19 protein-coding genes are annotated in these 25,504 nt (G+C 67.1%); 14 read left to right on the top strand and 5 right to left on the bottom strand.

Annotation, left to right across the window (positions count from 1 at the left end):
- The first annotated feature begins 15 nt into the window (after positions 1-15).
- From AC1RQG_RS17115 to AC1RQG_RS17100, 4 genes are all read left to right on the top strand, one after another.
- On the top strand, positions 16-594 hold the full coding sequence (locus tag AC1RQG_RS17115) for a gluconate 2-dehydrogenase subunit 3 family protein (protein ID WP_493133218.1): 579 nt from the start codon (positions 16-18) through the stop codon (positions 592-594).
- A 40-nt stretch (positions 595-634) separates the two neighbouring features.
- Positions 635-2,212 (top strand): GMC family oxidoreductase, encoded by a 1,578-nt coding sequence (locus AC1RQG_RS17110; protein WP_493133217.1) that lies wholly within the window; start codon positions 635-637, stop codon positions 2,210-2,212.
- 101 nt (positions 2,213-2,313) lie between these two features.
- Positions 2,314-3,357, top strand: coding sequence for a lipoyl synthase (lipA, locus tag AC1RQG_RS17105; protein WP_493133216.1), 1,044 nt, complete (start codon positions 2,314-2,316; stop codon positions 3,355-3,357).
- 174 nt (positions 3,358-3,531) lie between these two features.
- Positions 3,532-5,526 (top strand): sigma-54-dependent Fis family transcriptional regulator, encoded by a 1,995-nt coding sequence (locus AC1RQG_RS17100; protein ID WP_493133215.1) that lies wholly within the window; start codon positions 3,532-3,534, stop codon positions 5,524-5,526.
- Positions 5,527-5,585: 59 nt separating this feature from the next.
- On the opposite strand, the gene AC1RQG_RS17095 is transcribed toward AC1RQG_RS17100, so the two are convergent.
- Both AC1RQG_RS17095 and AC1RQG_RS17090 read right to left on the bottom strand, forming a co-directional pair.
- Positions 5,586-6,911, bottom strand: a complete 1,326-nt coding sequence (locus AC1RQG_RS17095) for a HupE/UreJ family protein (protein ID WP_493133214.1) — start codon at positions 6,909-6,911, stop codon at positions 5,586-5,588.
- A gap of 5 nt (positions 6,912-6,916) precedes the next feature.
- Entirely contained in the window at positions 6,917-7,507 is a 591-nt protein-coding gene (locus tag AC1RQG_RS17090) for a VOC family protein (protein WP_493133213.1), read from the bottom strand.
- 407 nt (positions 7,508-7,914) lie between these two features.
- Here AC1RQG_RS17090 and AC1RQG_RS17085 point away from each other — a divergent pair, with 407 nt between their 5' ends.
- Genes AC1RQG_RS17085 through AC1RQG_RS17075 form a run of 3 tightly spaced genes read left to right on the top strand, consistent with a single transcriptional unit; the run spans position 7,915 to position 10,832 of the window.
- Positions 7,915-8,424, top strand: coding sequence for a KGG domain-containing protein (locus AC1RQG_RS17085; RefSeq protein ID WP_493133212.1), 510 nt, complete (start codon positions 7,915-7,917; stop codon positions 8,422-8,424).
- Between the two features lie 27 nt (positions 8,425-8,451).
- Positions 8,452-8,658, top strand: coding sequence for a hypothetical protein (locus tag AC1RQG_RS17080; protein ID WP_493133211.1), 207 nt, complete (start codon positions 8,452-8,454; stop codon positions 8,656-8,658).
- Positions 8,659-8,672: 14 nt separating this feature from the next.
- The gene (locus tag AC1RQG_RS17075; RefSeq protein ID WP_493133210.1) at positions 8,673-10,832 is read left to right on the top strand and encodes a catalase; all 2,160 of its coding nucleotides are present in this window, start codon (positions 8,673-8,675) and stop codon (positions 10,830-10,832) included.
- A 27-nt stretch (positions 10,833-10,859) separates the two neighbouring features.
- On the opposite strand, the gene AC1RQG_RS17070 is transcribed toward AC1RQG_RS17075, so the two are convergent.
- The gene (locus tag AC1RQG_RS17070; RefSeq protein ID WP_493133209.1) at positions 10,860-11,003 is read right to left on the bottom strand and encodes a hypothetical protein; all 144 of its coding nucleotides are present in this window, start codon (positions 11,001-11,003) and stop codon (positions 10,860-10,862) included.
- Between the two features lie 180 nt (positions 11,004-11,183).
- On the opposite strand from AC1RQG_RS17070, the gene acnB reads away from it, so the two are divergent.
- Positions 11,184-13,775: a bifunctional aconitate hydratase 2/2-methylisocitrate dehydratase gene (acnB, locus tag AC1RQG_RS17065; protein ID WP_493133208.1), complete on the top strand. Its 2,592-nt coding sequence runs from the start codon at positions 11,184-11,186 to the stop codon at positions 13,773-13,775.
- A gap of 364 nt (positions 13,776-14,139) precedes the next feature.
- Here the strand turns inward: acnB and AC1RQG_RS17060 are convergent, their stop codons facing one another.
- Positions 14,140-15,288, bottom strand: coding sequence for an acyltransferase family protein (locus tag AC1RQG_RS17060; RefSeq protein ID WP_493133330.1), 1,149 nt, complete (start codon positions 15,286-15,288; stop codon positions 14,140-14,142).
- A 154-nt stretch (positions 15,289-15,442) separates the two neighbouring features.
- Here AC1RQG_RS17060 and AC1RQG_RS17055 point away from each other — a divergent pair, with 154 nt between their 5' ends.
- A complete protein-coding gene (locus tag AC1RQG_RS17055) occupies positions 15,443-16,759 on the top strand; it encodes a methyl-accepting chemotaxis protein (protein WP_493133207.1) in 1,317 nt (438 codons plus the stop codon).
- 12 nt (positions 16,760-16,771) lie between these two features.
- Here the strand turns inward: AC1RQG_RS17055 and AC1RQG_RS17050 are convergent, their stop codons facing one another.
- Positions 16,772-17,707 (bottom strand): LysR family transcriptional regulator, encoded by a 936-nt coding sequence (locus AC1RQG_RS17050; protein ID WP_493133206.1) that lies wholly within the window; start codon positions 17,705-17,707, stop codon positions 16,772-16,774.
- 172 nt (positions 17,708-17,879) lie between these two features.
- Here AC1RQG_RS17050 and AC1RQG_RS17045 point away from each other — a divergent pair, with 172 nt between their 5' ends.
- From AC1RQG_RS17045 to AC1RQG_RS17025, 5 genes are all read left to right on the top strand, one after another.
- On the top strand, positions 17,880-18,653 hold the full coding sequence (locus tag AC1RQG_RS17045) for a putative hydro-lyase (RefSeq protein WP_493133205.1): 774 nt from the start codon (positions 17,880-17,882) through the stop codon (positions 18,651-18,653).
- A gap of 40 nt (positions 18,654-18,693) precedes the next feature.
- Positions 18,694-19,968, top strand: coding sequence for an MFS transporter (locus AC1RQG_RS17040; RefSeq protein WP_493133204.1), 1,275 nt, complete (start codon positions 18,694-18,696; stop codon positions 19,966-19,968).
- Between the two features lie 65 nt (positions 19,969-20,033).
- Positions 20,034-23,669: a hydantoinase B/oxoprolinase family protein gene (locus AC1RQG_RS17035; protein WP_493133203.1), complete on the top strand. Its 3,636-nt coding sequence runs from the start codon at positions 20,034-20,036 to the stop codon at positions 23,667-23,669.
- A gap of 91 nt (positions 23,670-23,760) precedes the next feature.
- A complete protein-coding gene (locus tag AC1RQG_RS17030) occupies positions 23,761-24,828 on the top strand; it encodes a porin (RefSeq protein ID WP_493133202.1) in 1,068 nt (355 codons plus the stop codon).
- 44 nt (positions 24,829-24,872) lie between these two features.
- Positions 24,873-25,349 carry a cache domain-containing protein gene (locus AC1RQG_RS17025; RefSeq protein WP_493133201.1) on the top strand — a complete coding sequence of 159 codons (477 nt, stop codon included), beginning with the start codon at positions 24,873-24,875 and terminating at the stop codon, positions 25,347-25,349.
- Positions 25,350-25,504 lie beyond the last annotated feature (155 nt).

The following is a 25,504-nucleotide window of genomic DNA, read 5'->3' as shown; positions in this document are numbered from 1 at the left end:
TACCAAGGAGGAGATATGAAGGACCAAGATTCGAGTACGCAAGCCGGCGCCATGCGGGTGCTGCCCAAGGTGGTGACCTGGTCGCGCCGCGGCTTCCTGCGCGGCGGCGGCATGGCCCTCGGCGCGGCGGCGGTGGCGCCGGCGGCGCTGGCCATGCCGGCCGCCGACGGGCTGGTCGGCGACTTCCACACGCTCGGCCCGGCCACCGGCAAGACCTTGCTGCGCATGGCGCGCGACGTGTTCCCGCACGACCGCCTGGCCGACCGCTACTACGTCGAGGCGATCGCGCCGTATGAGCGCAAGGCCGCCAAGGACGCGGCGCTCAAGACCCTGATCCAGGACGGGGTGGCGCAGCTCGACCGCGCCGCCGGGAGCCGCTACGGCCGGCCGTACGCCGAGGTGGCGGCCGAGGGCGACCGGGTCGCGCTGCTGATGGAGATCGAGAAGGGGCCGTTCTTCCAGAAGATCCGCGGCGACATGGTCACCAGCCTGTACGACAACAAGGCCGTCTGGCCATTGCTGGGCTACGAGGGCTCGTCGTGGGAGAAGGGCGGCTATCTGCACCGTGGCTTCAACGATATCGACTGGCTGTGACGGCGGCGCGGCATAACAATTATTAAGGAGACAGGACATCATGGGTAAGCAATTCGATTTGAACGATGACGGCGTGGTGGTCGTCATCGGCTCCGGCGCGGGCGGGGCGACGCTGGCCAACGAGCTGGCGCAGCGGGGCGTGGACAAGATCGTCATCCTGGAGGCCGGCAAGCACTTCACGCAGGCCGACTTCGAGAACGACGAGTGGGCCATGTTCAACAAGATATCGTGGCTCGACAAGCGCATCTCGGCCGGCGGCTGGCACCACACCAAGACCTATCCCAACCTGCCGGCCTGGATCGTCAAGGCCGTCGGCGGCTCCACCGTGCACTGGTCGGGGGTGGCGCTGCGCTTCCAGGAGCACGATTTCCACACCCGCAGCATCTACGGCCAGGTCGAGGGCGCCAACGTGCTGGACTGGCCGATCACGCTGGCCGAGCTGGAACCGTACTACGAACTGGCGGAGAAGAAGATGGGGGTGGCGGGCACCCGGGCCAGCGGCCTGCCGCCCATGCCCGAGAGCAACCAGTACAAGGTGGTGGCGGCCGGCGCCCGCAAGATCGGCTACCGGAAGATCATCCGCCCGGTGGCGTCGAACTCGGCGCCCTACGATGGCCGCCCCGGCTGCCAGCAGATCGGCTTTTGCATGCAGGGCTGCAAGGTCGGCGCCAAATGGTCGACCTTGTACACCGAGGTCCCGCGCGCGATCGAGACCGGACGGGTCGAGCTGCGGCCCGAGAGCATGGTGTTGCAGATCCAGCATGACAAGAGCGGCAAGGTGAACGGCGTGCTGTACGCGGACCGCAAGGGCCGCCACGTGCTGCAGAAGGCCCGCGTGGTGTGCGTGGCCGGCAATTCGATCGAGTCGCCGCGCATGCTGCTCAACTCGGCCTCGAACCTGTTCCGCGACGGCCTGGCCAATTCCTCGGGCCAGGTGGGGCGCAACTACATGAACCATTCGACGGCGGCGGCGGTGGCGATCCACCGCAAGCCGGTGTACATGAACCGCGGCTTCGACATCGGCGCCGTGGTGGCGGACGAGGTGGCGCTCAACACGGGACGCGGCTTCAACGGCGGCTACTACCTGGAGGGGCTGGCCCTGGGGCTGCCCTACACGGCCGCCTTCATGAAGCCGGGCGGCTGGGGCCGCGACGTGACGTCGGCGCTGGAGATGTACGACCACATGACGGCCGTCTGGGTCTGCGGCGAGGACATGGCGCGCGAACAGAACGGCATCACCCTGCATCCGACCGAGAAGGACCAGTACGGCCTGCCGATCCCCATCGTCAGCAAGACCTACCACCGCAACGACGAGGCGATCGCCGCCCACGGCCTGGTGCAGTTCCGCAAGCTGTCCGAGGCCGTGGGCGCCAGCCGCGTGATCGACATGCCGGCCTATCCGGCCAGCCACAACCTGGGCACCAACCGCATGAGCGCCAACCCGCGCGACGGCGTGGTCAACAAATGGGGCCAGAGCCACGACGTGAAGAACCTGTTCATCTCGGACGGCAGCCAGTTCACCTCCAGTTCGGCGGCCAATCCGACCCTGACCATCGTCGCGCTGGCGATCCGGCAGGCCGAGCACATCGCCAACCAGCTGCGGCAACGGGCAATCTGACACGCCAGTCTCCTCTGTGCAGTGTTTGGAGCGGGCGCGAGCCTGCTCCTTTTTTCCATTCCAGGGGCGGCCACGGTGGCCGCCCCCCCAGCAGGTGAACCATGAACCCAACCACTGAACCGGACCCCATGGCGGCCGGACCCGGGCCGCGGCGCGCCGGCAAGCCCGCGCGCGCGCCGCTCATGTTGCGGGCCGCCGAACGGCTGCCCAAGCCGGACTGGATCCGGACCCGGGCGGCGCCGCCCTCGGGGCGCTTCCAGCAAATCCTGTCCCTCCTGCGCGCCGACGGGCTGACCACCTTGTGCGAACAGGCCGGCTGTCCGAACATCGGCGAGTGCTTCGGCGACGGCGGCGCGACCTTCATGATCATGGGGCGGCTGTGCACGCGCCACTGCCCGGTCTGCGCCGTGGCCCATGGCAGACCCGACGCGCCCGACCCGGCCGAGCCGGGCCGGCTGGCCGCCACCGTCGCCGCGCTCGGCCTGCGCCACGTGGTCATCACCTCGGTCAACCGGGACGACCTGCGCGACGGCGGCGCCGCCCACTTCGCACAGTGCGTCGCCCAGCTACGCGCGCTGGCGCCGGGAACGCGGGTGGAACTCCTGGCGCCCGATTTCCGTGGCCGCGTCGGCCATGCGCTGGCGGCGCTGGCGGCCGCGCCGCCGGACGTGATGAACCACCATGTCGAGACCGTGCCGCGGCTGTATCCGCTGGTGCGCCCGGGCGCCGGCTATGCCCATGCGTTGGCGCTGCTGCGCCGCTTCAAGGCCCGGGTTCCGGGCGTGCGCACCAAGTCGGGCCTCATGCTGGGCCTCGGTGAGACGGACGACGAGGTGCTGGAGGTGTTGCGCGCGCTGCGCGCCAACCAGGTCGACATGGTGACCATCGGGCAGTACCTGGCGCCGTCGGCCGAGCACCTGCCGGTGCAGCGCTATGTCGCCCCCGCCACGTTCGACTTGTTGCGCCGGCGCGCGCTGGCCATGGGCTTCGTGCACGTGGCGGCCGGGCCCCTGGTCAGGCCGTGCCTGCGCGCCGACCAGCAGGCGCTCGCGGCGGGCCTGGACGGCGAGGGCGCCTTCGCCGGCGAAATACGGCGGCGCCAGCCGGCGCCGCGCGTCTGGGTGGAGGGGGACGATATTTACTGATCGCGCAACACCGGGCGCGCGGACCGATGAACTAGCGTAATATTGGTCGGCGCGGCAAGATAGAGAGCCACATAGAGCCACATAGAGCCACATAGAGCCACATAGAGCCACATCGAAGTGGACAGGGTGACGCCCGGTTGCACCGGCGCGGGCCTGGAGAGCAGGAGACAAACAATGACTAATCGAGCACAGACAGAACACATCCAGAACGTCATGTCGGTCGCGACCCGGATGGGCGGCGCCGGCGCACTGGACGACCAGACCCTGATCCACAAGTCCTGGAACCGCTGCGTCAACGACTACGGACTGGATCCGTCCCGTCTGCGGGCGCCCAATATCGTGACCTCGGACATCCTGCGCGAGCACCAGGAGCAGATCGAGGAATTCATGCTGGTGGCGCGGGTGGGCATGGAACAGATGTACAAGCGCGTGTCGGGCCTCGACTACGTGCTGCTGCTGACCGACGCGCAGGGGATCGCGGTCGACTACATCGGCAACGAGGCGCGCGTGCGCGAACTCAAGCATGCGGGCCTGTACCTGGGCGCCGAATGGAGCGAGCAGACGGCAGGCACCTGCGGCGTCGGCACCTGCCTGGTGGAGCAGACGGCGCTCACCTGCCACCAGGGCGACCATTTCGACCCGACCCACATCGCGCTCACGTGCACCGCCGCGCCCCTGTTTGATCCCGAGGGCAAATTCCTGGCCGTGCTGGACATGTCGGCGCTCACCTCGCCCCTGTACAAGGAGAGCCAGCACCTGGCCCTGCACTTGACCGTGATGTACGCCCAGATGATCGAGGACGCCAATTTCCTGCGCCATTTCGACGACCGCTGGATCCTGCGCCTGGGCACGGCGTGGGGGCTGGTCGAAGTGAGCGGCGAGATCATGCTGGCGTTCGACGACGATGGCGTGGTGGTGGGCGCCAACACCGGCGGCCGCCAGTTGTTCCGGCGACGCGACGCCACCTCCGGCAACGAACCGGTGGGACGGCTGGCGAGCGAACTGTTCAACCTGTCGACCGACGAGTTGTGGCGGCTGGCGCGCTCGGGCAACGGCGGCGACCGCTCGGTGGTGACGCGCGATGCGAACAAGATGTTCTATGCCAGCGTGGCCGCGCCGCGCCGGCGCAGGGCGGCGGCCCAGTCCAACGCCACCCCGGCCGCCGGCCAGGTGCTGGAGAACGCCAGCTATCCCGTGCTCGACCGCCTGGCCGGCGACGACAAGACCATGCGCCGTCTGCTCGACCAGGCCAAACGCCTGCTGAACCGCAAGCTGAACATCCTGATCCATGGTGAGACGGGCACCGGCAAGGAGGTGATCGCCAAGGCGCTGCATGAATCGAGCGCGCGCGCCGGCAAGCCGTTCGTGGCCGTCAATTGCGGCGCGATCCCGGAGTCGCTGATCGAGAGCGAGTTGTTCGGCTACACGGCGGGCACCTTCACGGGCGGGCGCAGCAAGGGCATGAAGGGCTTGATCCTGCAATCGGACGGCGGCACGCTGTTCCTGGACGAGATCGGCGACATGCCGCTGCATCTGCAGACGCGCTTGCTGCGCGTGCTGTCGGAACGCGAGGTGCTGCCGCTGGGGGCCGACAAGCCGGTGGTGCTGGACCTGACCGTCATCGCCGCCTCCCACCGCGACCTGCGCAACCTGATCAGCGCCGGCAGTTTCCGCGAGGACCTGTATTACCGCCTGTGCGGCGCCACCTTGCACCTGCCCTCGCTGCGCGACCGCACCGACAAGCGCTATCTGATCGAGAAGGTGCTGCTCGAGGAGGCCGAGTTGCTCAACATCGAGGCCAGCATCTCGTCCGAGGCCATGTTGCGGATGTTGTGCTTCGGCTGGCCGGGCAACATACGGCAGTTGCGCAATGTGTTGCGCTTCGCGCTGGCCGTCATGGAGGGCGACATGATCATGCCGGCCGACTTGCCGCAGGAATTCAGCGACATGTTCGGCCCCCAGGGCGGGGAGGACGAGGGCGGCGCCTTGCCGCTGGCGCCCGCCGCCGAAGGCAAGGGGGGCGAGGAATGCGACATGGAACAGCTGCTCGCCTCGCTTGCGCGCAACAAATGGAACGTCACCAAGGCAGCGGACGAACTGGGCTTTTGCCGCGCCACCTTGTACCGCTACATGAAGAAATATGGCATCGTGTCGCCCAACCAGCGCTAGCGTCGCGCGGCCGGGGCGTTGACCGTTCCGGCGCCAGGCGCCGGAACGGGGACGGCGCGCTAGGCCGGGGCCGGGGCCGAGGCCGCGTACAGCGCGTTCCACGCGGGCGGCGCGCGGTCGCCGACCCAGCACAAGGCGACCGCGGTGGCGGCCAGCGCGATGCCGACCCGGATCCGCGCCGGCCCTGGCCTGGGCGCGGCCTGCGCCGCGCGCAACAACAGCCAGACGGCGGCGCCGACGGCCAGCTGCCCGAGTTCGACCCCGACGTTGAAGGACAGCAGCGAGGTGACGATGTTCGGGCCGCTATCGGACAGGATCGCGCGCAGGCCGATGGCAAGGCCGCAACCGTGCACCACCCCCACCAGGAAGGTGAGCAGGGCGGGATGGGCGGCGCCGCGCTGGCGCGCCAGCATCAGGGCCGCCCCCAGCACCGACAGCGCGATCAGCAGTTCGATGACCGGCTCGCTCCATTCGGCCTGCGGCAGCACGCCATAGAATCCCGCCACAATGGACAACGCGTGTCCCGCGCTGAAGGCGCTGATTTTCAGGGCGATCGCGCGCAGACGCAAGTCGCCCGCCACCAGGCAGATGACCAGCAGCAGGTGGTCGTACCCCTCGAGGATGTGGGCGGCGCCGGCGCGCACGAATTGCAGGAAGGCCTGCAGGAGGGGCGGATTGACCGTGATCGCCTCGGCCAGCACGCCGCTGTGGCCATATTGGGTCGTCGCGCCGCCGGCATGGGACAGCAGCACGGTGTGGATGGGTGCATCGTTGAGCTGCCCGGCCTGCAGCGGGCTGCTGAACGCGAAGGGCGCGTCCGGCCCGACAGCGGGGTAGAACACGGCCGCGTCCAGCAGCATGTCGCCGATCTCGACCAGACCGTCGCCGTGCGGCGGCGGGCTGGCGGGGGACGATGGACCGCGCGTCGCCAGCCGCGCCTGCTCCGCGTTGGCGAATGGCGGCACGGCGCCTTTCACGTGGATCACCGCCGACAGCATGTGGGGCGCGACGCTGGCGCCGTTCAGCGCAACGGCATGGCCGGCGGCCAGCGCGGCCGCCGCCATGCCCGCGGCGCTGTCGAGCGCGTCCGCGCGCACGTAGTGGAACATGCGGCCGCTTTCGCTGCGCGCCATCGCGTACGGCGCGAGCGCGCCGGTGGGGCCGCGCGCCAACAGCGCCAGCGACACGCGGTAGTACGCGGTCATGCCGGCAGCGTCGTAGGTGAAATGGACGACCCGGATGTTGGCCCGGCCGTCCGCATGGGCCCATGCGGCGCCGGGCGCGGCCCATAGCCAGGCCGGCAGCAACAGGGCCAGCAGCAGCCGCCATCGCGCCGGCCTGCGGTGCTCGAGGGCCATGGCGCGCGCGCCGATCGTGCTGTCCATGGCGCTTATTTTGCGGGGAAGCGGGGGTCCCACAGCACGCGCTTGGCCCCTTTTTCGTAGGCCATGCCCTTGGGCGTGCTGACGATCTCCAGCTGCATGCCCCACGGCGCGAGGAAATACATCCAGGTCAGGCCGGCCGCCGGCCCGTCCTTGAAGGTACTGGGCTCACCCAGCGTCCTGACGCCCTTGGCCTTCAGGTAGGCGGCGGCCTTGTCCATGTCATCGACATAGAATGCCAGGTGATGGCCGCCCACGTCGCTGTTCCTGGGCGGCGCCTTGGCCTGTCCGGGCGCGCCGTACTCGAAGATTTCAAGGTTGGTGCCGTGGCCGCAGCGCACCATCTGAAAGCGTTTGATCTCAGCCCGCGGATTGACGTTCAGGTGCACATTCATCCAGTCGTCGGCGAACTTGAAGGCGCCGAGCTTGATCGACGCCTCGCACCCGATCACGTCGACGAAAAAGCGCACGGCATCGTCCATGTTGGGCACGGTGATGCCCAGATGCTGCGCGCCTTCCATGCCGGGCATGCCGGCGTAGGCGCCGATGGGAAGCGTCATGATGGCCGCCGCGCAGGCGAGTGTGTGTTTGAAGCGCATGTTGTCTCCTGTCTTGGTTGGAAATTCGCCGGCCCGGGTGGCCGGCTATTCACTCAATGCAAGATGTAAGCCATCCATCGCTCATGGGTGCTGAGGCCGCGCGCGCGGGGTGTGCACGGCGCAACGGCCTTCCGCGCCGGCATCGGCATGCGACGGGTGTCGCAGGCATGCGTCTCAGCTCGGGGCGGGCGTAAAAGTATTCCTCCTTGTTCTGACTGAAGGCGATGCGCCAGCTGCCACGCTCGCACGACCAGATCGGGAAGTTGCAAACACACTGGCCAAACTCCTACGTCGCCATCAGAAGGTCGCTCATGACGCAATCAGCTCGTCAAACCTAAGATGAATGCTCGCCATCGCGCTGCAATCGCAGACGGCGGCGTGCTTTTCATATCATCAAGGAGAACGAGATGGCTACATCGAACCAAGGCGGTAATCAGGACAACGATCGCGGCAAATCACAGTCGGGCGGCTCGCAACAGAGCGGCGGCAGCCGCGATACCCAGGGCGGCCAAGGTAGTTCCGGCAGCCGTCAATCGCACAGCGGCAGCGACAACAAGCAGTCGGACCGTGACGACGACAATACGCAGGGCGGCGGCGGACGCGGCTTCGCGTCGATGGACCCCGACCGTCAGCGCGAGATCGCGGCCGAAGGCGGCCGCGCTGCCCACGCTTCGGGTCACGCGCACGAATTCACCCCGGAAGAGGCGCGTGAGGCCGGCTCCATGAGCCACAAGAATGACCCCAATCGTCAGAGCGAGGATGAGGACAGCGGGTCGCGCAGCAAGAGCGGCAGCCAGGGCAGCCAGGGCAACCAGGGCAGTCAAGGCAGCCAGGGCGGCAGTCATGGCGGTCAGGGCGGCCAAGGCAGCCAAGGCGGTTCACACGGCGGGACGCAGTCCGGTTCGCGGTCGAAATGACGAACGCGGGGAGCGCAGCGCGTGCCCATGGCGCGCGTGATCCGCGCTCCCTGCGCTGGCGAGGAGAACATCATGGCCAAGCAAAAGACAGACAGTGGTAACAAGCAGGAGGCCGGTGCCGGCCGCTCATCGCAATCGGCCCAGCCGGCTCAGACAAAATCGGGCAAGGAGGCGGCCAGCCCGGACAAGGGCGGCGGCAAGGGCGGCGGCGCCAAGAAGAAACGCAAACACTGACGCCGGAGGAGACGATGAGCGAGCAGACCAGGCAAGACGCCGCCGCCACCGGCGCCGGTGCGTCCAAGACGGGCGGCGCGGCTGCGGGTGTCAACCGCGGCAATGCGTCGCTGGACCGGGTGCGCGTCGACAGCGCGGGACAGGCGTTGACGACCAATCAGGGCGTGCCGGTGGCCGACAACCAGAGTTCACTGAAGATCGGGCTGCGCGGCCCCACCGTGCTGGAAGACTTCATCCTGCGCGAGAAGATCACGCATTTCGACCATGAGCGCATCCCGGAGCGGGTGGTCCACGCGCGCGGGGCCGCCGCCCATGGCTGGTTCGAGTGCTACGGCGATCTGAGCGACCTGACCCGCGCCGCGCCGTTCCAGGGCGCCGGCAAAGTGACGCCCGTGTTCGCGCGCTTTTCCAACGTGGCCGGCGAGCGGGGTTCGGCCGACACGGCGCGCGACGTGCGCGGCTTCGCCGTCAAGTTCTACACGGACGAGGGCAACTGGGATTTGGTGGGCAACAACATGCCCGTCTTCTTCATCCAGGACGCGATGAAATTCCCCGACCTCGTGCACGCCGTCAAGCCGGAACCGCACCACGCGATGCCGCAGGCGTCCAGCGCCCACGACACGTTCTGGGACTACGTGTCGCTGACGCCGGAATCGACCCACATGCTGCTGTGGCAGATGTCGGACCGCGCCATCCCCCGCAGCTACCGCATGATGCAAGGCTTCGGCGTGCATACCTTCCGGCTGGTGAACGCGGCCGGCGCCTCGGTGTTCTGCAAATTCCACTGGAATCCGCTGGCCGGCACCCATGCGCTGGTGTGGGATGAGGCGTCCCGCATCATGGGCGCCGACCCCGACTTCCACCGGCGCGACCTGTGGGAAGCGATCGAGGCGGGCGCCTATCCGCAGTGGGAACTGGGCGTGCAAGTGTTCACCGAGGAGCAGGCCAGCCAGTTCCCGTTCGACGTGCTCGATCCGACCAAGCTGATCCCGGAGGAGTGGCTGCCGGTGCGCGCGGTGGGCCGCATGACCTTGAACCGCAATCCCGACAATTTCTTTGCCGAGACCGAGCAGGTCGCGTTCTGTCCCGCCCATCTGGTGCCGGGCATCGATTTCAGCAACGATCCGCTGCTGCAAGGACGTGTCCATTCCTACCTCGACACGCAGATCTCACGCCTGGGCGGCCCCAACTTCCACGAGCTGCCGATCAACGCGCCGTTGAGCGAGGTGCACAACAACCAGCGCGACGGCATGCATCGGCAGGCCATCCATCGCGGGCGGGTCAGCTACGAACCCAATTCGCTGGGCGGCGGTTGTCCGTTCCAGGCCGGCGCGCGGGGCTTCCTCTCGTTCCCCGAGCATGTCGACGAGGACAAGGTGCGCGGCAAGCCGGCCAGATTCGCCGAACACTATGGGCAAGCGCGGCTGTTCTATGAAAGCCAGACGCCGCCCGAGCAGTCGCACATTGCCCAGGCGTTCCGCTTTGAATTGAGCAAGGTGACAACGCCGGCCGTGCGCGCGCGCGTGGTCGCCCACCTCGTGCATGTGGCCCCCGACCTGGCCGCGACGGTGGCGGAGGGGCTGGGCATGGAAGTGCCGCCCGCCGCGCCACTGGGCGATGCGGCGCCGCCGCCGGCCTATGCGCCGTCGCCGTCGCTGTCCTTGCTGGCGCGCCCCGGCACGACCGGTGCCGCCACGCGGCGCGTGGCGATCCTGGTCAGCGACGACGTCGATGGCGCAGGGGTGGGCACGGTCTGCGCGGCGTTGCGGCGTGCGCAGGCGGTGCCGCTGCTGGTGGCCATACGGCTGGGACCGTGCGCCGTGGCCGGCGCCGACAGCCTCGAGCCGGACCTCACGCTGGAGGCGGCTCCGTCGGTGCTGTTCGACGCCGTGGTCGTGCCCGATGGCGCCGGGCGCGGTGCGCTGGCCGGCGCGGGACAGGCGCTGGAATTCCTGCGCTTGCAGTTCCGCCATTGCAAGCCGATCTTCACCTGGGGCGGCGGCGCGGCGTTGCTGGCGGCGGCGAACCTGCCGGTGGCACCCGGCGGCGCACGCGCCGACCCGGCCTTGCTCGTCGCCGCGCACGCCAATGACGAGGCAACGCTGAACGCCTTCCTTGCCGCCCTGGGCGGGCACCGCGCCTATCTGCGCGAGACCGATCCGCCGCGCGTTTGACGGGGTACCGGACAGACCACGTGCGGTTCAGGCCGGCTTGGACCGCACGGTGGCCTGCCGGTCCTGCGCGAACACGGGGCGCGTGCGCCATTTCACGTGTTCGTCCATCGCATTCCCACCCTTCGTTTCATATTTTTTCTGCAATTTTTCTCGTCGCAGCGGCGCCGCCATCGTGCGCTCACGATGCCGGGCGGCAAGGGCAGGCGGGGGCGCCGGCGGCCTTTTGTGGCAAAAATATCTGTCTGTCTCGTGTTATATGTCTTATATAAGACTTGTTGAGGTACAATAGCGCTCAGTACTGGCGGTCACTTGTCCGCTTTTCCTGCAATCTATCCTGACTGAGAGATTTTCATGCTAGCTTCCTACCGCAACCAAGTCGCCGAGCGCGCATCCCTGGGCATCCCTCCGCTGCCGCTGACCGCGGCCCAGACCACGGACCTGGTCGAACTCCTGAAGAATCCTCCAGCAGGTGAGGAAGCATTCCTGGTCGAGCTGATCACCAACCGCGTGCCAGCCGGCGTGGACGACGCCGCCAAGGTCAAGTGCGCCTTCCTGGCCGCCGTGTCCAAGGGCACGGAAAGCTCGCCGCTGATCTCGCGCGAACTGGCGACCCGCCTGCTGGGCACCATGCTGGGCGGCTTCAACATCAAGCCCATGATCGACGTGCTGGACGACGCCGTGGTCGGCCCCGTGGCCGCCGAAGGTCTGAAAAAGACCCTGCTGATGTTCGATTATTTCCACGACGTCAAGGATCTGGCCGACAAGGGCAGCGCCCGCGCCAAGGAAGTGCTGCAATCGTGGGCCGACGCCGAGTGGTTCACCTCGCGTCCCGAAGTGCCGCAAAGCCTGACCCTGACCGTGTTCAAGGTCTCCGGCGAAACCAACACCGACGACCTGTCGCCGGCACCGGACGCCACCACCCGTCCCGACATCCCGCTGCACGCGCTGGCCATGCTGAAGAACCCGCGTCCCGGCATCAACCCGGACGTGCCAGGCTCGGTCGGCCCGATCAAGCAGATCGAAGCGCTGAAAGCCAAGGGCAACCTGGTCGCCTACGTGGGCGACGTGGTGGGCACCGGCTCGTCGCGTAAATCGGCCACCAACTCGGTGCTGTGGTTCACGGGCGAAGACATTCCATTCATCCCCAACAAGCGTTTCGGCGGTGTGTGCCTGGGCGCCAAGATCGCCCCGATCTTCTACAACACGATGGAAGACGCCGGCGCGCTGCCGATCGAGCTGGACGTGTCGCAGATGGAGATGGGCGACGTGGTCGAGCTGCGTCCATACGAAGGCAAGGCCCTGAAGAACGGCGCCGTGATCGCCGAGTTCAAGGTCAAGTCCGACGTGCTGTTCGACGAAGTGCGCGCCGGCGGCCGTATTCCGCTGATCATCGGCCGCGGCCTGACGTCCAAGGCGCGTGAAGCGCTGGGCCTGGCCCCGTCGACCCTGTTCCGCCTGCCGCAGAACCCTGCCGACACCGGCCGTGGCTACTCGCTGGCCCAGAAGATGGTCGGCCGCGCTTGCGGCATGCCGGAAGGCCATGGCATCCGTCCAGGCACCTACTGCGAACCGAAGATGACCACCGTGGGCTCGCAAGACACCACCGGCCCAATGACCCGCGACGAGCTGAAAGACCTGGCTTGCCTGGGCTTCTCGGCCGACATGGTGATGCAGTCGTTCTGCCACACTGCCGCCTATCCGAAGATCGTCGACGTGAAGACCCACCGCGAACTGCCAGCGTTCATCGAGAACCGTGGCGGCGTGGCGCTGCGTCCTGGCGACGGCGTGATCCACTCGTGGCTGAACCGTCTGCTGCTGCCTGACACCGTCGGCACCGGCGGCGACTCGCACACCCGTTTCCCAATCGGTATCTCGTTCCCGGCCGGCTCCGGTCTGGTGGCCTTCGCCGCCGCCACCGGCGTGATGCCGCTGGACATGCCAGAATCCGTGCTGGTGCGCTTCAAGGGCAAGATGCAGCCCGGCGTGACCCTGCGCGACCTGGTCAACGCGATTCCGCTGTACGCGATCCAGCAGGGCCTGCTGACCGTGGACAAGAAGGGCAAGAAGAACATCTTCTCCGGCCGCATCCTGGAAATCGAAGGTCTGCCAGACCTGAAAGTGGAACAGGCGTTCGAACTGTCCGACGCTTCGGCTGAGCGCTCGGCCGCCGGCTGCACCGTGCACCTGGATAAGGCGCCGATCATCGAGTACATGAACTCGAACATCACGCTGATGAAGTGGATGATCGCCACCGGCTACCAGGACAAGCGCACGCTGGAGCGCCGCATCAAGGCCATGGAAGCCTGGCTGGCCAAGCCCGAGCTGCTGGCACCGGACGCGGACGCCGAATACGCTGCCGTGATCGAGATCGACCTGGCCGACATCCACGAGCCTATCGTCGCTTGCCCGAACGACCCGGACGACGTGAAGACCCTGTCGGAAGTTGCCGGCGCCAAGATCGACGACGTGTTCGTCGGTTCCTGCATGACCAACATCGGCCACTTCCGCGCCGCCTCCAAAGTGCTGGAAGGCAAGTCGGATATCCCGGTCCGCCTGTGGATCGCGCCGCCGACCAAGATGGACGCGCAAGTGCTGACGGCCGAAGGCCACTACGGCACGCTGGGCCGCACCGGCGCCCGTATGGAAATGCCGGGCTGCTCGCTGTGCATGGGTAACCAGGCGCAGATCCGCAAGGGCGCCACCGTGATGTCGACCTCGACCCGTAACTTCCCGAACCGTCTGGGCCTGGACACCAATGTGTACCTGGGTTCGGCCGAACTGGCAGCCGTCTGCTCGGCGCTGGGCCGCATCCCGACCAAGGAAGAGTACATGTCGCAGATCGGCGTGCTCGACAAGAGCGCCGACCAGATCTACCGTTACATGAACTTCGACCAGATCGAAGAGTTCCGCTCGGTGGCCGACAAGGTGGAAATCGGCGCCTGAGAGACGGTAAAGCCAGCGCGGTAAGCTGAGCAGAACCCCGGTAAGTTGGCGACAACTTACCGGGGTTTTTTGTTCGAACAGAGAGTAGGGGGGATGTGGTGCAGACCTCGTGTTTTATAAACGCCGCTCATCCCCCGGAGAGCTCACTACAGGGCGCTATCGGCTACTAAAATGACCGCTGCGGCAATACTATTTTTCGCTAAACGCCTCTATCGTCGTTAGTGGCATATCGAGTGTTTTAGTAATGCGATTTTGCTCTAATCAGAGCGAAATCGTCGCGTCCATCGTGGTTTACTGCGGAATCGCGTGTTTTAGTAAAACCGAAGCATATGGAGCACCCATGGGAGTGGGCGCCGCCTGCTGTCTAGGTGCAAGTCTGGCCGGCCACGGTCATCCGTGCATCATCGAACCTGCAGCGGATCGCGGCGTTCGCCGGATCGGACAGGTAGCGCGCCACCGCCGCCGCGATCAACGCAGTTGACGCGAGGAACAGCATCAGCCAAGGCAAATGGGCTGCATAGCTCAGCTCTTTTCCCTGAATCAGGTTGCGCATCGCGCCCAGGACAATGATGTGGAACAGATAGATTTCGTAGCTGTGCGCACCGAACCAATGCAGCGGTGTGCGGCGCGGTGCGGCCTGTGGATGCGCGGCGCGCGGCGTGCTGCCGAGTAGGAAGACGGCGCTTGCCAGCGCGACCAGCGTGAAGCCGAATACCTCGTGGCCCGCGATGCCGCGCAGATATAACGCCGCCAACGCGCAGCAGGCGACGATCCGTATTCCCCGGGCCTGCCCGGCGTTGAGCCGCACGGCGCCACGGTGCGCCAACAGCGCGGTCAGGCAACCGATAGCGATGGCGTCGAAACAGGCTGGATAGCCATACATGAAGAAAATCTCGTTATCGGTATGCAGGCTACGGTAGACGGGGCCGGCGATAATGGCGGCGAGGCACAGCAGAACGATCAGCCACTGGCGACGCAACAGCAGACAACTCACCGGCATCAGCAGGTAGAACGCCTCTTCCACCGACAGTGACCAGTACACGTTCAGGCAATAGTTAAAATACCCCGCGCTCTGCATCAACACGTTATGCCAGAAGGTGAGCACCGAAGCGACAGCGACGACGAAATAGCCCGCTGATTGGGGAACGTCGCCGTCGGAATTGGAAAAGAATGGCACATCAAGACAGCCCAGCGTCACGATGATCGCCAACGCCAGCAGCAGGGCAGGCAGGATGCGCGCGAAACGGTATAAATAGAATGCGCGCATATCGATGCGCGCCAGGGCGCCCCAGCGCCGCAGTGACATCCCCGTGATGAGGTAGCCGGAAATGGTGAAGAACATCGTCACGCCGAAATTACCCTGATACGCCGCGCGCAGCAACCAGGGCGGCAGTATCGTTCCCAGCGGACTGTTCTTCAATCCATAGGCGAGCGTGAAGTGCAGGATCAACACGCACAGGATGGCGACGCCCCGCAGGGCGTCAACGTGAGGGTTTCTTTGAGTAATTACCATGCCCGCATTGTAGGTGTGATGATGCAACTACGGCAATGTTTTCATTGCAGCTCGTATGGGCCGCGCTCGCTCGGTCAGCGCGCGGGAATTCAGTGGCGCAGCTAATGGGAATGTTGACTCCGTGGCATATTTATCCGCTTGGCAATTATCATTTATGAAAAGTATAATGCGGCCCGGCGCCGACCCGGCCGCTTTCGACAAGTACAGCAAGGCATTCGCGCACCAGCATGCGCTGACCGAGGCCCGCCTGGCGACGCTGAAGACGGAACTGGGTCTGCTGGGACTGGAGACGCAGCGCGCCGACCAGGCCATGCATGCGCACCAGACCCTGTTCGGCCAATACCAGCAGGCGCTCAAACAATACGATGGCGGCAGCGCCGACAGCGCCCACGTGGTCGATGGCCTGGTCAAAGGCATGGACCGGCCGGTCAACCAGCAGATCGACGACATCGTCGCCTACGTGCTGGAACAGGCGCATGGTTCGATGGCGGCCGCGCGTGCAGAGTTCGCGGCGCGCGACGCGGCCGGCAGCCGGGAGTTGCTGGCCATGGTGGCGCTGGCCATCGTGGTGGGTACGGCCATGATGGCGTGGCTGGTGCGCGGCATCGTGCTGCCGCTGCAGCGCGCCATCGGCGTGGCCGAGACGGTGGCCAATGGCGATCTGACCAGCCAGATCGCGGCCGCCGGCGCCGACGAGTCGGCCCAGCTGATGCACGCGCTGCGCACCATGAACGGCAGCCTGGCCCGCGTGGTGGCGCAGGTGCGGGCCGGCAGCGTCGGGATTGAGCTGGCGGCCGGCGAGATCGCCCAGGGCAATCTGGATCTGTCGGCCCGCACCGAGTCGCAGGCCAGCGCCCTGCAGCAGACGGCGGCCTCGATGGTGCAGCTGACAGGCACCGTGCGCCAGACGGCCGACCATGCGCTGCGCGCCAACCAGCTGGCGCTGGCCGCCTCGGACGTGGCCGCGCGCGGCGGCGAGGCCGTGGCGCAGGTGGTGACGACGATGGGCGCCATCGACCAGGCGGCGCGCGGCATCGCCGAGATCACCGGCGTGATCGACGGCATCGCGTTCCAGACCAACATCCTGGCCCTGAACGCGGCCGTGGAGGCGGCGCGCGCGGGCGAGACGGGACGCGGCTTCGCCGTGGTGGCGACGGAGGTGCGCAACCTGGCGCAGCGCTCGGCCGCCGCCGCCCATGAGATCAAGGACTTGATCGACAATTCGGTGCGCCAGGTGCGCGCCGGCACCGAGTTGGCCGACCACGCCGGCGCCACCATGCGCGACCTGGTGGACAGCATCGGTCAGGTGACGGGCATCATGGCCGAGATCAGCGCCGCCAGCCGCGAACAGTCGCAGGGGCTGGAGCAGGTGAGCCGCGCCATGGTGGAGATGGACGGCGTGACCCAGCAGAACGCGGCATTGGTGGAGCAGGCCGCCGCCAACGCCGGCGCGCGGCGCATCGCGGCCTGACCTTGCGCGGGCTTAACCCAGCGATTTGATGTAGCGCCCGTCCACCTGGGCGCAGTAGCCGGCGCAGGCCAGCCGCGCCGCGTTGGCCGCCGCGTGCACCACCATTTCCGCGTTGGTGTGCAGGCACATGGAGACGATGATCGACGGCGGCTCCGGCTGCACCGCCAGTTGCACGAACTCACCGCTCTCCAGCTGGCTGCTGACGAACAGGCTGGGGATGGCGGCCACGCCGTAGCCATCCTTGATCAGCTGGACGATGGCCGCCACCGACGGCGAACACGTGATGCGGGTCTGTTCGAGCGGGATGGCGGCCAGGTTGGCCATCTTGCTGACGATTTCCTCCAGCGCCCGCTGCGGCGCCGTGCCCCGTCCAAACGTGAGGATGGGCAGCGCCAGCAGGCGCTGGTGCAAGCCCTCCTTGCGGCCATCGATCAATCCCTTGCGGGCGATCCAGTGCACCGGGTAGACGGCCAGCGCCTCGGACACGATGTCGCTGCTGTCCACGCCTTCCACCTGGATCACCAGATCCAGCTCGCGCGCGCGCAGGCGCCGTTCCAGCACGTTGCTGACGTCCACCGCCAAATCGATCTCCAGTTCCGGATAGTCGGCGTTCAACTCGCGCATGTACTGCGCCAGCCAGCTGTGCACCACCGATTCGATCACCCCCAGCCGCAGCCGTCCGCGCACGGCGCTGTCCTTGCGGGCCGCCGTTTGCAGGCGGCGGGTGGCGTCCACCACGGCCTTGGCGTAGCTCAGCAGGTATTCGGCCTGGGCCGTGAGGCGGAAGTCCTTGGCCTCGCGGTCCACCAGTTCGGTCTGCAATTCCTCCTCCAGCGCCTTGATCCGCAGCGAGATGGCGGCCGGCGTGGCGTGCAGCGCGCGCGCGGTGGCGCGGAAGCTGCGCAACTGGGCCAGCGTGACGAAGGTTTCGAGGAAGCGTGTGTTCATGGCGGGGCGGGTTGGGACAAGAATACCTTAACCATAGTCGCGCGCCTAGCGCACAACGATAAGAAAAACTATACAACAACAGCAAAAATTACTAGATAGCCCGGCAACGGCTTCGAGCATATTCTTACTGCATCACTTTTTTTCATCATTTCGACCAGTAGCGGGAAAGAACATGACACCACTCGAACTCAGACACGCGGTACGCAACGGCCAATTCCGCCTGCCCACGGCGGGCCAGTGCGGCGACTATGCCCAGGCCAACCTGGTGATCCTGCCGCAGGCCCACGCCGACGCCTTCCTGCTGTTCTGCCAGCGCAATCCGAAACCGTGCCCCTTGCTGGCCGTGGGCGAGCCGGGCCAGTGGAACGTGGCCGCGCTGGGCGCGGACATGGATTTGCGCGCCGACGTCCCCGGCTACAACATCTACCGTGACGGCCGGCTCGCCGAACAGCCGCACGCGCTGCATGAGGTGTGGCGCGACGACCTGGTGGCCTTCGCCATCGGCTGCTCGTTTTCGTTCGAGCAGATGCTGATGGACGCCGGCATCCCGCTGCGCCACGTGGAGCAGGGCAGGAATGTCGCCATGTACCGCACCAATATCGACAGCCAGCGGGCCGGCCCGTTCGGCGGCAAGCTGGTGGTGTCGATGCGGCCGATGAAGGCGCGCGACGCGATCCGCGCGATCCAGATCACCAGCCGCTTCCCCGCCATCCACGGCGCCCCGGTGCACCTGGGCGACCCGGCCCTGATCGGCATCGCCGACATTAGCCGGCCCGATTACGGCGACGCCGTCGCCATCGCCGACGACGAGCTGCCCGTGTTCTGGGCCTGCGGCGTCACCCCGCAGGAGGCGATCCGCGAGGCGCGCCTGCCGTTCGTCATCACGCACCGGCCGGGCTACATGCTGGTGACGGACATCCCCAACACCAGCCTGGCCGCGTTCTGAATTCACACAACAGCAGTTAAAACAACGACGGAGACAAGACATGAACACCAGAGTCATACCCAGCATCGAGCAGGAAGGCTATTTCGCGTGGTTCCACGCGCTCACGGGCAAGGAGCGTCGCACCTTCTGGAGCTGCAAGATCGGCTACGCGCTCGACGCCATGGATACCCAATTCCTCAGCTTCGTGATCCCCACGCTGATCACCAGCTGGGGCTTGTCCAAGGGCGACGCGGGCCTGATCGGCACCGTCACCTTGCTCACCTCGGCCATGGGCGGCTGGCTGGCCGGCATCCTGTCGGATCGCATCGGCCGCGTCCGTACGCTGCAGCTGACCATCCTGTGGTTCGCCCTCTTCACCGTGCTGTGCGGGCTGGCGCAGAACTTCAACCAGCTGCTGCTGGCGCGCGGCCTGATGGGCTTTGGCATGGGCGGCGAGTGGACGGCCGGGGCCATCCTGATCGGGGAGGTGATCCGCGCCAAGGACCGGGGCAAGGCGGTCGGCATGGTGCAGGCCGGGTGGGCCATCGGCTGGGGCGTGTCGGCGCTGCTGTATGCGCTGATGTTCTCGCTGCTGCCGCCGGAATGGGCGTGGCGCTCGCTGTTCCTGCTGGGGATACTGCCGGCCATGTTCGTGATCTTCATCCGCCGCTTTGTCGATGAGCCGGAGCTGTTCGTGGCCCAGCAGAAGCAGCAGGAGCGCGGCGCGGAGCGCGCCTCGTTCGCCGAGATCTTCTCGCCGGCCATGCTCAGCATCACGCTGCGCGCCGTGCTGCTGACCACCGGCGCCCAGGGCGGCTACTACGCCATCACCACCTGGCTGCCCACGTTCCTGAAGACGGAGCGCCACCTGACCGTGCTGGGCACGGGCGGCTACCTGGCGATGGTGATCGTCGGTTCCTACGTCGGCTATATCGTCAGCGCCTTCCTGACCGACCTGCTGGGCCGCAAGAAGAACTTCATCCTGTTCGCCCTCGGTTCGCTGTGCATCGCCTTGGCCTACACCCGTCTGCCCGTGACCGACAACGTGATGCTGTTCCTGGGCTTCCCGCTCGGCTTCTTCGTGTCCGGCGTGTTCAGCGGCATGGGCGCCTTCCTCACCGAATTGTTCCCGACCCGTGTGCGCGGTTCGGGCCAGGGCTTCAGCTACAACATGGGCCGCGCCGTGGGCTCGCTGTTCCCGCTGATGATAGGCCTGACCAGCCACACCATGGCGCTGGGCGAGGCGATCGGCCTGTTCGCCGGCGCCGCCTACGGCGTGATGATCCTGGCCGCGTTGACGCTGCCCGAGACGGCCGGCAAGAAGCTCGAAGCTTGACCCATCAAGTATCGCCAGTACCTAGAACCATGAGCATCAACAGAACCACATCGAGAGACACCATCATGAAAAACGACATCCCCACCCACCAACTGCGCTGGCAATTCTGGGTCGACCGCGGCGGCACCTTCACCGACATCGTGGCGCGCCGCCCGGACGGCAAACTGGTGACGCACAAGCTGCTGTCCGAATACCCGGAGCGCTATGACGACGCCGTCACCCAGGGCATGCGCGAGATGCTGGGCCTGCAGACGGGCGAGCCGCTGCCGGTGGAGCAGATCGAAGTGATCAAGATGGGCACCACGGTCGCCACCAACGCGCTGCTCGAACGCAAGGGCGCGCGCACGGCGCTGGCCATCACCCGTGGCTTCGCCGACCAGCTGCGCATCGGCTACCAGGACCGGCCCGACATCTTCGCCATGCGCATCGACCTGCCGGACCTGATCTACGAGGAGGTGATCGAGGTCGATGAGCGCATCGGCGCCCATGGCGAGGTGCTGGCGGCGCCGGACGAGGAAGTGCTGCGCACGCAGTTCCGCCAGCTGCGTGCCAAGGGTATCGACGCCATCGCCATCGTGCTGATGCACGCCTACCGCTATCCGCAGCACGAGCAGCGGCTGCGTGCGCTGGCCGAGGAGGCGGGCTTCGGCCAGATCTCCGTCAGCCACCAGGTCAGCCCGTTGATGAAGATCGTCGGCCGGGGGGACACCACGGTGGTGGATGCCTACCTGTCGCCGGTGCTGCGCGATTACGTGTCGCGCGTTTCCGCCGACACGGGCGCCGTGCGGTTGATGTTCATGCAGTCGAACGGCGGCCTGACGGACGCCAGCCGCTTCCAGGGCAAGGACGCCATCCTGTCCGGCCCGGCCGGCGGCATCGTGGGCGCCGTGAAAAGCTGCGAGGCGATCGGCCTGAAGCAGGTGATCGGCTTCGACATGGGCGGCACCTCGACCGACGTGGCCCATTACGACGGCGCCTACGAGCGCGTGTTCGAGACGGTGGTGGCCGGCGTGCGGGTGCGCGCACCCATGATGCACATCCACACGGTGGCGGCGGGCGGCGGCTCCATCTGCAGCTTCGAGCATGGCCGCTTCAAGGTGGGGCCGGAATCGGCCGGCGCCAATCCCGGCCCGGCCAGCTACCGCAAGGGCGGCCCGCTGACGGTCACCGACTGCAACGTGATGCTGGGCCGTATCCAGCCCGAGCACTTCCCGCACGTGTTCGGCCCCAACGGCGACCAGCCGCTGGACCGCGACGAGGTGGTGCGCCGCTTCACCGCGCTGGCCGCGCAGATCGAACGCGAGACGGGCACCAGCCTGTCGCCGTCGGCCGTGGCCGATGGCTTCCTGGCGGTGGCGGTCGACAACATGGCGCAGGCCATCAAGTCGATCTCCGTCGAGCGCGGCTACGACGTGAGCCGCTACGCCATGTGCTGCTTCGGCGGCGCCGGCGGCCAGCATGCCTGCCGCGTGGCCGACGTGCTGGGCATGACGCAGATCGTGATCCATCCATTCGCCGGTGTGCTGTCGGCCTTCGGCATGGGACTGGCCGACATCCGCGCCATGCGCGAGGCGGCCGTCGAGCAGGTGCTGTCCGACGCCACGCTGGCGGCGCTGCAGCCGCGCTTCGGCGCGCTGGCGAGGGACGCTGAGGCGGAACTGCTGGCGCAGCAGGTGGCGCCGGCCGACATCAAGGTGGAGCTGTGCGCGCGCGTCAAATACCAGGACAGCGACTCGGCCTTCGTGGTGCCCGTCGGCTCGCTGGTCGAGATGGCCGAGGCGTTCGCCATCCAGTACCGTGGCCGCTTCGGCTTCGTGATGGAGGGCCAGCCGCTGGTGATCGAGTCGATCTCGGCCGAAGCCATCGGCGAGGGCAAGGGCGCCGACTTCGTGATCGAAGTGCCGGCCGGCGAACAGGCCGGGGCGCCCGGCGAGGTGCTCAGCTACGTCGATGGCGACACCGTGCCCATCGCGCTGCACGTGCGCGCCGCGCTGCCGGTGGGCAGCCGCATCGCCGGCCCGGCCATCATCCGCGAGGAGATCGCCACCACCGTGGTCGATGCCGGCTGGAGCGCCAAGGTGCTGCCCGACCACACGCTGCTGCTGGAGCGCACCGTGGCCGCCGGCAGCATGCACAAGATGACGACGGCCGTGCACCCGATCCACCTGGAGATCTTCAACAACCTGTTCATGGCGATCGCCCGCCAGATGGGCACCACGCTGGAGAACACGGCCTATTCGGTCAACATGAAGGAGCGGCTGGACTTCTCGTGCGCGGTGTTCGACCGCCACGGCAATCTGATCGCCAACGCGCCCCACATCCCGGTGCACCTGGGCTCGATGAGCGACAGCGTGCAGTGCGTGATCCGCGAACATGGCGACACCATGATGCCCGGCGACGCCTACGTGCTCAACGTGCCCTACAACGGCGGCACCCACCTGCCCGACATCACGGTGGTGACGCCCGTGTTCAGCACCGAGCACCACGCGCCGCCGTTCACGTCGCGGCCGCAGCCGCTGTTCTACGTGGCTGCGCGCGGCCACCACGGCGACGTGGGCGGCATCACGCCCGGCTCCATGCCGCCCAACAGCACCACCATCCTGGAGGAGGGCGTGCTGCTCGATAACATCAAGATCGTGGACCAGGGCGTGTTCCTTGAGCCCTTGGTGCGCGAACTGTTCGGCGCCGGCCCCTGGCCGAGCCGCAACATCGACCAGAACATCGCCGACCTGATCGCCCAGCTGGGCGCCTGCGAGACCGGCGCCAACGAGCTGCTCAAGGCCGTGGCCACCTATGGCGAGGATGTGGTGCTGGCCTACATGCAGCACGTGCAGGACAACGCCGAGGCGGCGGTGCGCGACGCCATCAGCGGCCTGCGCGACGCCAGCTTCGAATACGAGATGGACGACGGCGCGCTGCTCAAGGTCAGCCTCACCATCGACCACGCCAGCCGCAGCGCCACGGTGGACTTCACCGGCACCAGCGCGCAGCGCCCGAGCAACTTCAACGCGCCGCTGTCGGTGTGCAAGGCGGCCGTGCTGTACGTGTTCCGCACGCTGCTCGACAGCGACATCCCGATGAACGAGGGCGTGCTCAAGCCGCTCAACCTGATCATCCCGCAAGGCTCGATGCTCAACCCCGTGTATCCGGCGGCCGTGGTGGCCGGCAACGTGGAGGTGTCGCAGTACGTGACGGATGCGCTGTATGGCGCGCTGGGCGTGCTGTCGGCCTCGCAGGGCACGATGAACAACTTCACGTTCGGGAACGCCGAGCACCAGTACTACGAGACCATCGCCGGCGGCTCCGGCGCCGGCCCCGGCTTCAACGGCACGGCGGCCGTGCAGACCCACATGACCAACTCGCGCATGACCGATCCGGAAGTGCTCGAATGGCGCTTCCCCGTGCTGGTGGAGACGCATGCGATCCGGCGCGGCAGCGGCGGCGCGGGCCGGCACGCGGGCGGCGACGGGGCGCTGCGCCGCATCCGCTTCCTGGAGGGCATGACGGCCAACATCCTGGCCGGCCACCGCCGCGTGGCCCCGTTCGGCCTCGATGGCGCGGCGGCCGGCGCGCTGGGGCGCAACTGGGTCGAACGCAGCGACGGCAGCGTCGAACACTTCGGCGCCACCCACACGGCCGAGATGCGGGCCGGCGACGTGTTCGCCATCGAGACGCCGGGCGGCGGCGGCTACGGCGCGTAACGCCGACAGTAATCCGCCGGCGGCGCGGTCAGGGCTCGCGGCGCCGCCGGTTATTCCACCGAGCCCGTATCACACTGGGGACACCAACAAAATGAAGAAAACTATGCTTGCGCTCGCACTGGGCGCATCGGCAGGGATGGCTGCGGCCCAATCGGCCGTGACCGTGTATGGCATCGTGGACATGGGGCTGGTGCGCGAGAGCGGCGCCGCCGCCGGCGCCAGCACCAAACTGACCAGCGGGGTCGCGTCGGGCTCGCGGCTCGGCTTCAAGGGCAGCGAGGACCTGGGCGATGGCATGGCCGCCATCTTCCTGCTGGAGAACGGCTTCCAGGCCGACACCGGCGCCATGGGGCAGGGCGGTTTGCTGTTCGGCCGCCAGGCCTACGTGGGCCTGCGAAGCCGGGCCGGCACCGTCACGCTGGGTCGCCAGTACACGCCGCAGTACCTGGCGGTGGCCGCCGTCGATCCCTTCGGTTCCGGCCTGGCGGGCGACACCAAGAACCTGATGGCCGCCACCGGCAACAGCGCCAGCCGCATGGACAACGCGATCAAATACGCGAGCCCCGTACTGCATGGCGTGAGCGCGGAGTTGGTGTACGGCGCGGGCGAGGTGGCCGGCGACAACGCGGCCGGCCGCCAGTTCGGCGGCGCGCTTGGTTACGCCGGCGGCCCGCTGGCCGTCAAGCTGGCGTACCACAACCGCAACAACGATACGGCGGCCGTGAAAAACAACAGCAGCGCGCGCAACACGGTGCTGACGGCCACCTACGATTTCGGCCCGGCCAAGGCGCACCTGGCCTATGGCACGGACAAGGGCGGCAACAGCGCGCCCCTGCGCAACGCCACCAACCCGTTCGGCTACGCGGTGGCGCCCACCGCGTCCACCGACAGCGCCGACCTGCTGCTGGGCGTGACGGTGCCCGTGGGCGTGCAGACCTGGATGGCTTCCTACATCCGCAAGAATGACAAGACGGCATTCAACCAGGATGCCGAACAGTTCGCGATCGGCTACCGCTACTATCTTTCCAAACGCACCGATGTCTATACTGCTTATGCGCGCATCCGCAACAAGAACGGCGCCGGCTACACGGTCGGCAGCGCGATCGAGGGCGGCACGGGCGACCGCGCCGTCAACCTGGGACTGCGGCACGTGTTCTGAGCCCGGACGCCGCATTGATCACATCAAAAAAGGGGAGACGCATCATGGGTAAGTGTTACAGGAACTTCATCGTCGCGCTGGCCGGCATGGCCATGGTGTTGCTGTCGTTGACGGCCGGCGCGGCCGAGAAGGGCACGGCCGACGAGGCGGTGGCCATGGTCAGGAAGGCGGCCGAGTACCTGAGGAAGAACGGCAAGGAGAAGGCCTACGCGGAGTTCAACAATCCCAAGGGCCAGTTCATCGACCGCGACCTGTACATCTTCAGCTTCTCGGCCAATGGCGACGGCATCGAGACGGCCAATGGCGCCAATCCCAAACTGGTGGGCAAGAACGTGTCGGAAATGCGCGACGCCGACGGCCGCTACATGATCAAGGACATCCTCGCCATCGGCATGGGCAAGGCCGGCAAGGGCTGGGTCGATTACAAGTGGCCCAATCCCAGCACCGGCAAACTCGACGCCAAACGCACCTACGTGGAACGGGTCGATGACGTGATCATCGGCTGCGGCATCTACAAATAGCGCTTGCCCGCACGTGGCGCGCCGGGCGTTGTCCGGCGCGCCACCGCCGTCATCCCTGCCTTCCCGCCCCGCCGGGCTGTCCGGCTTTCTTGTCAGGTCATCACAATGTCATTTTTGGTCACTATAGTGGCGCGGCCCGCCCGTGCGGCCCAACA

The sequence above is a fragment of the Rugamonas sp. GW822-FHT03B10 genome (assembly GCF_058801745.1).
Note: the sequence above shows the minus strand (reverse complement) of the source record. Positions and strands in the feature narration are given on the sequence as shown.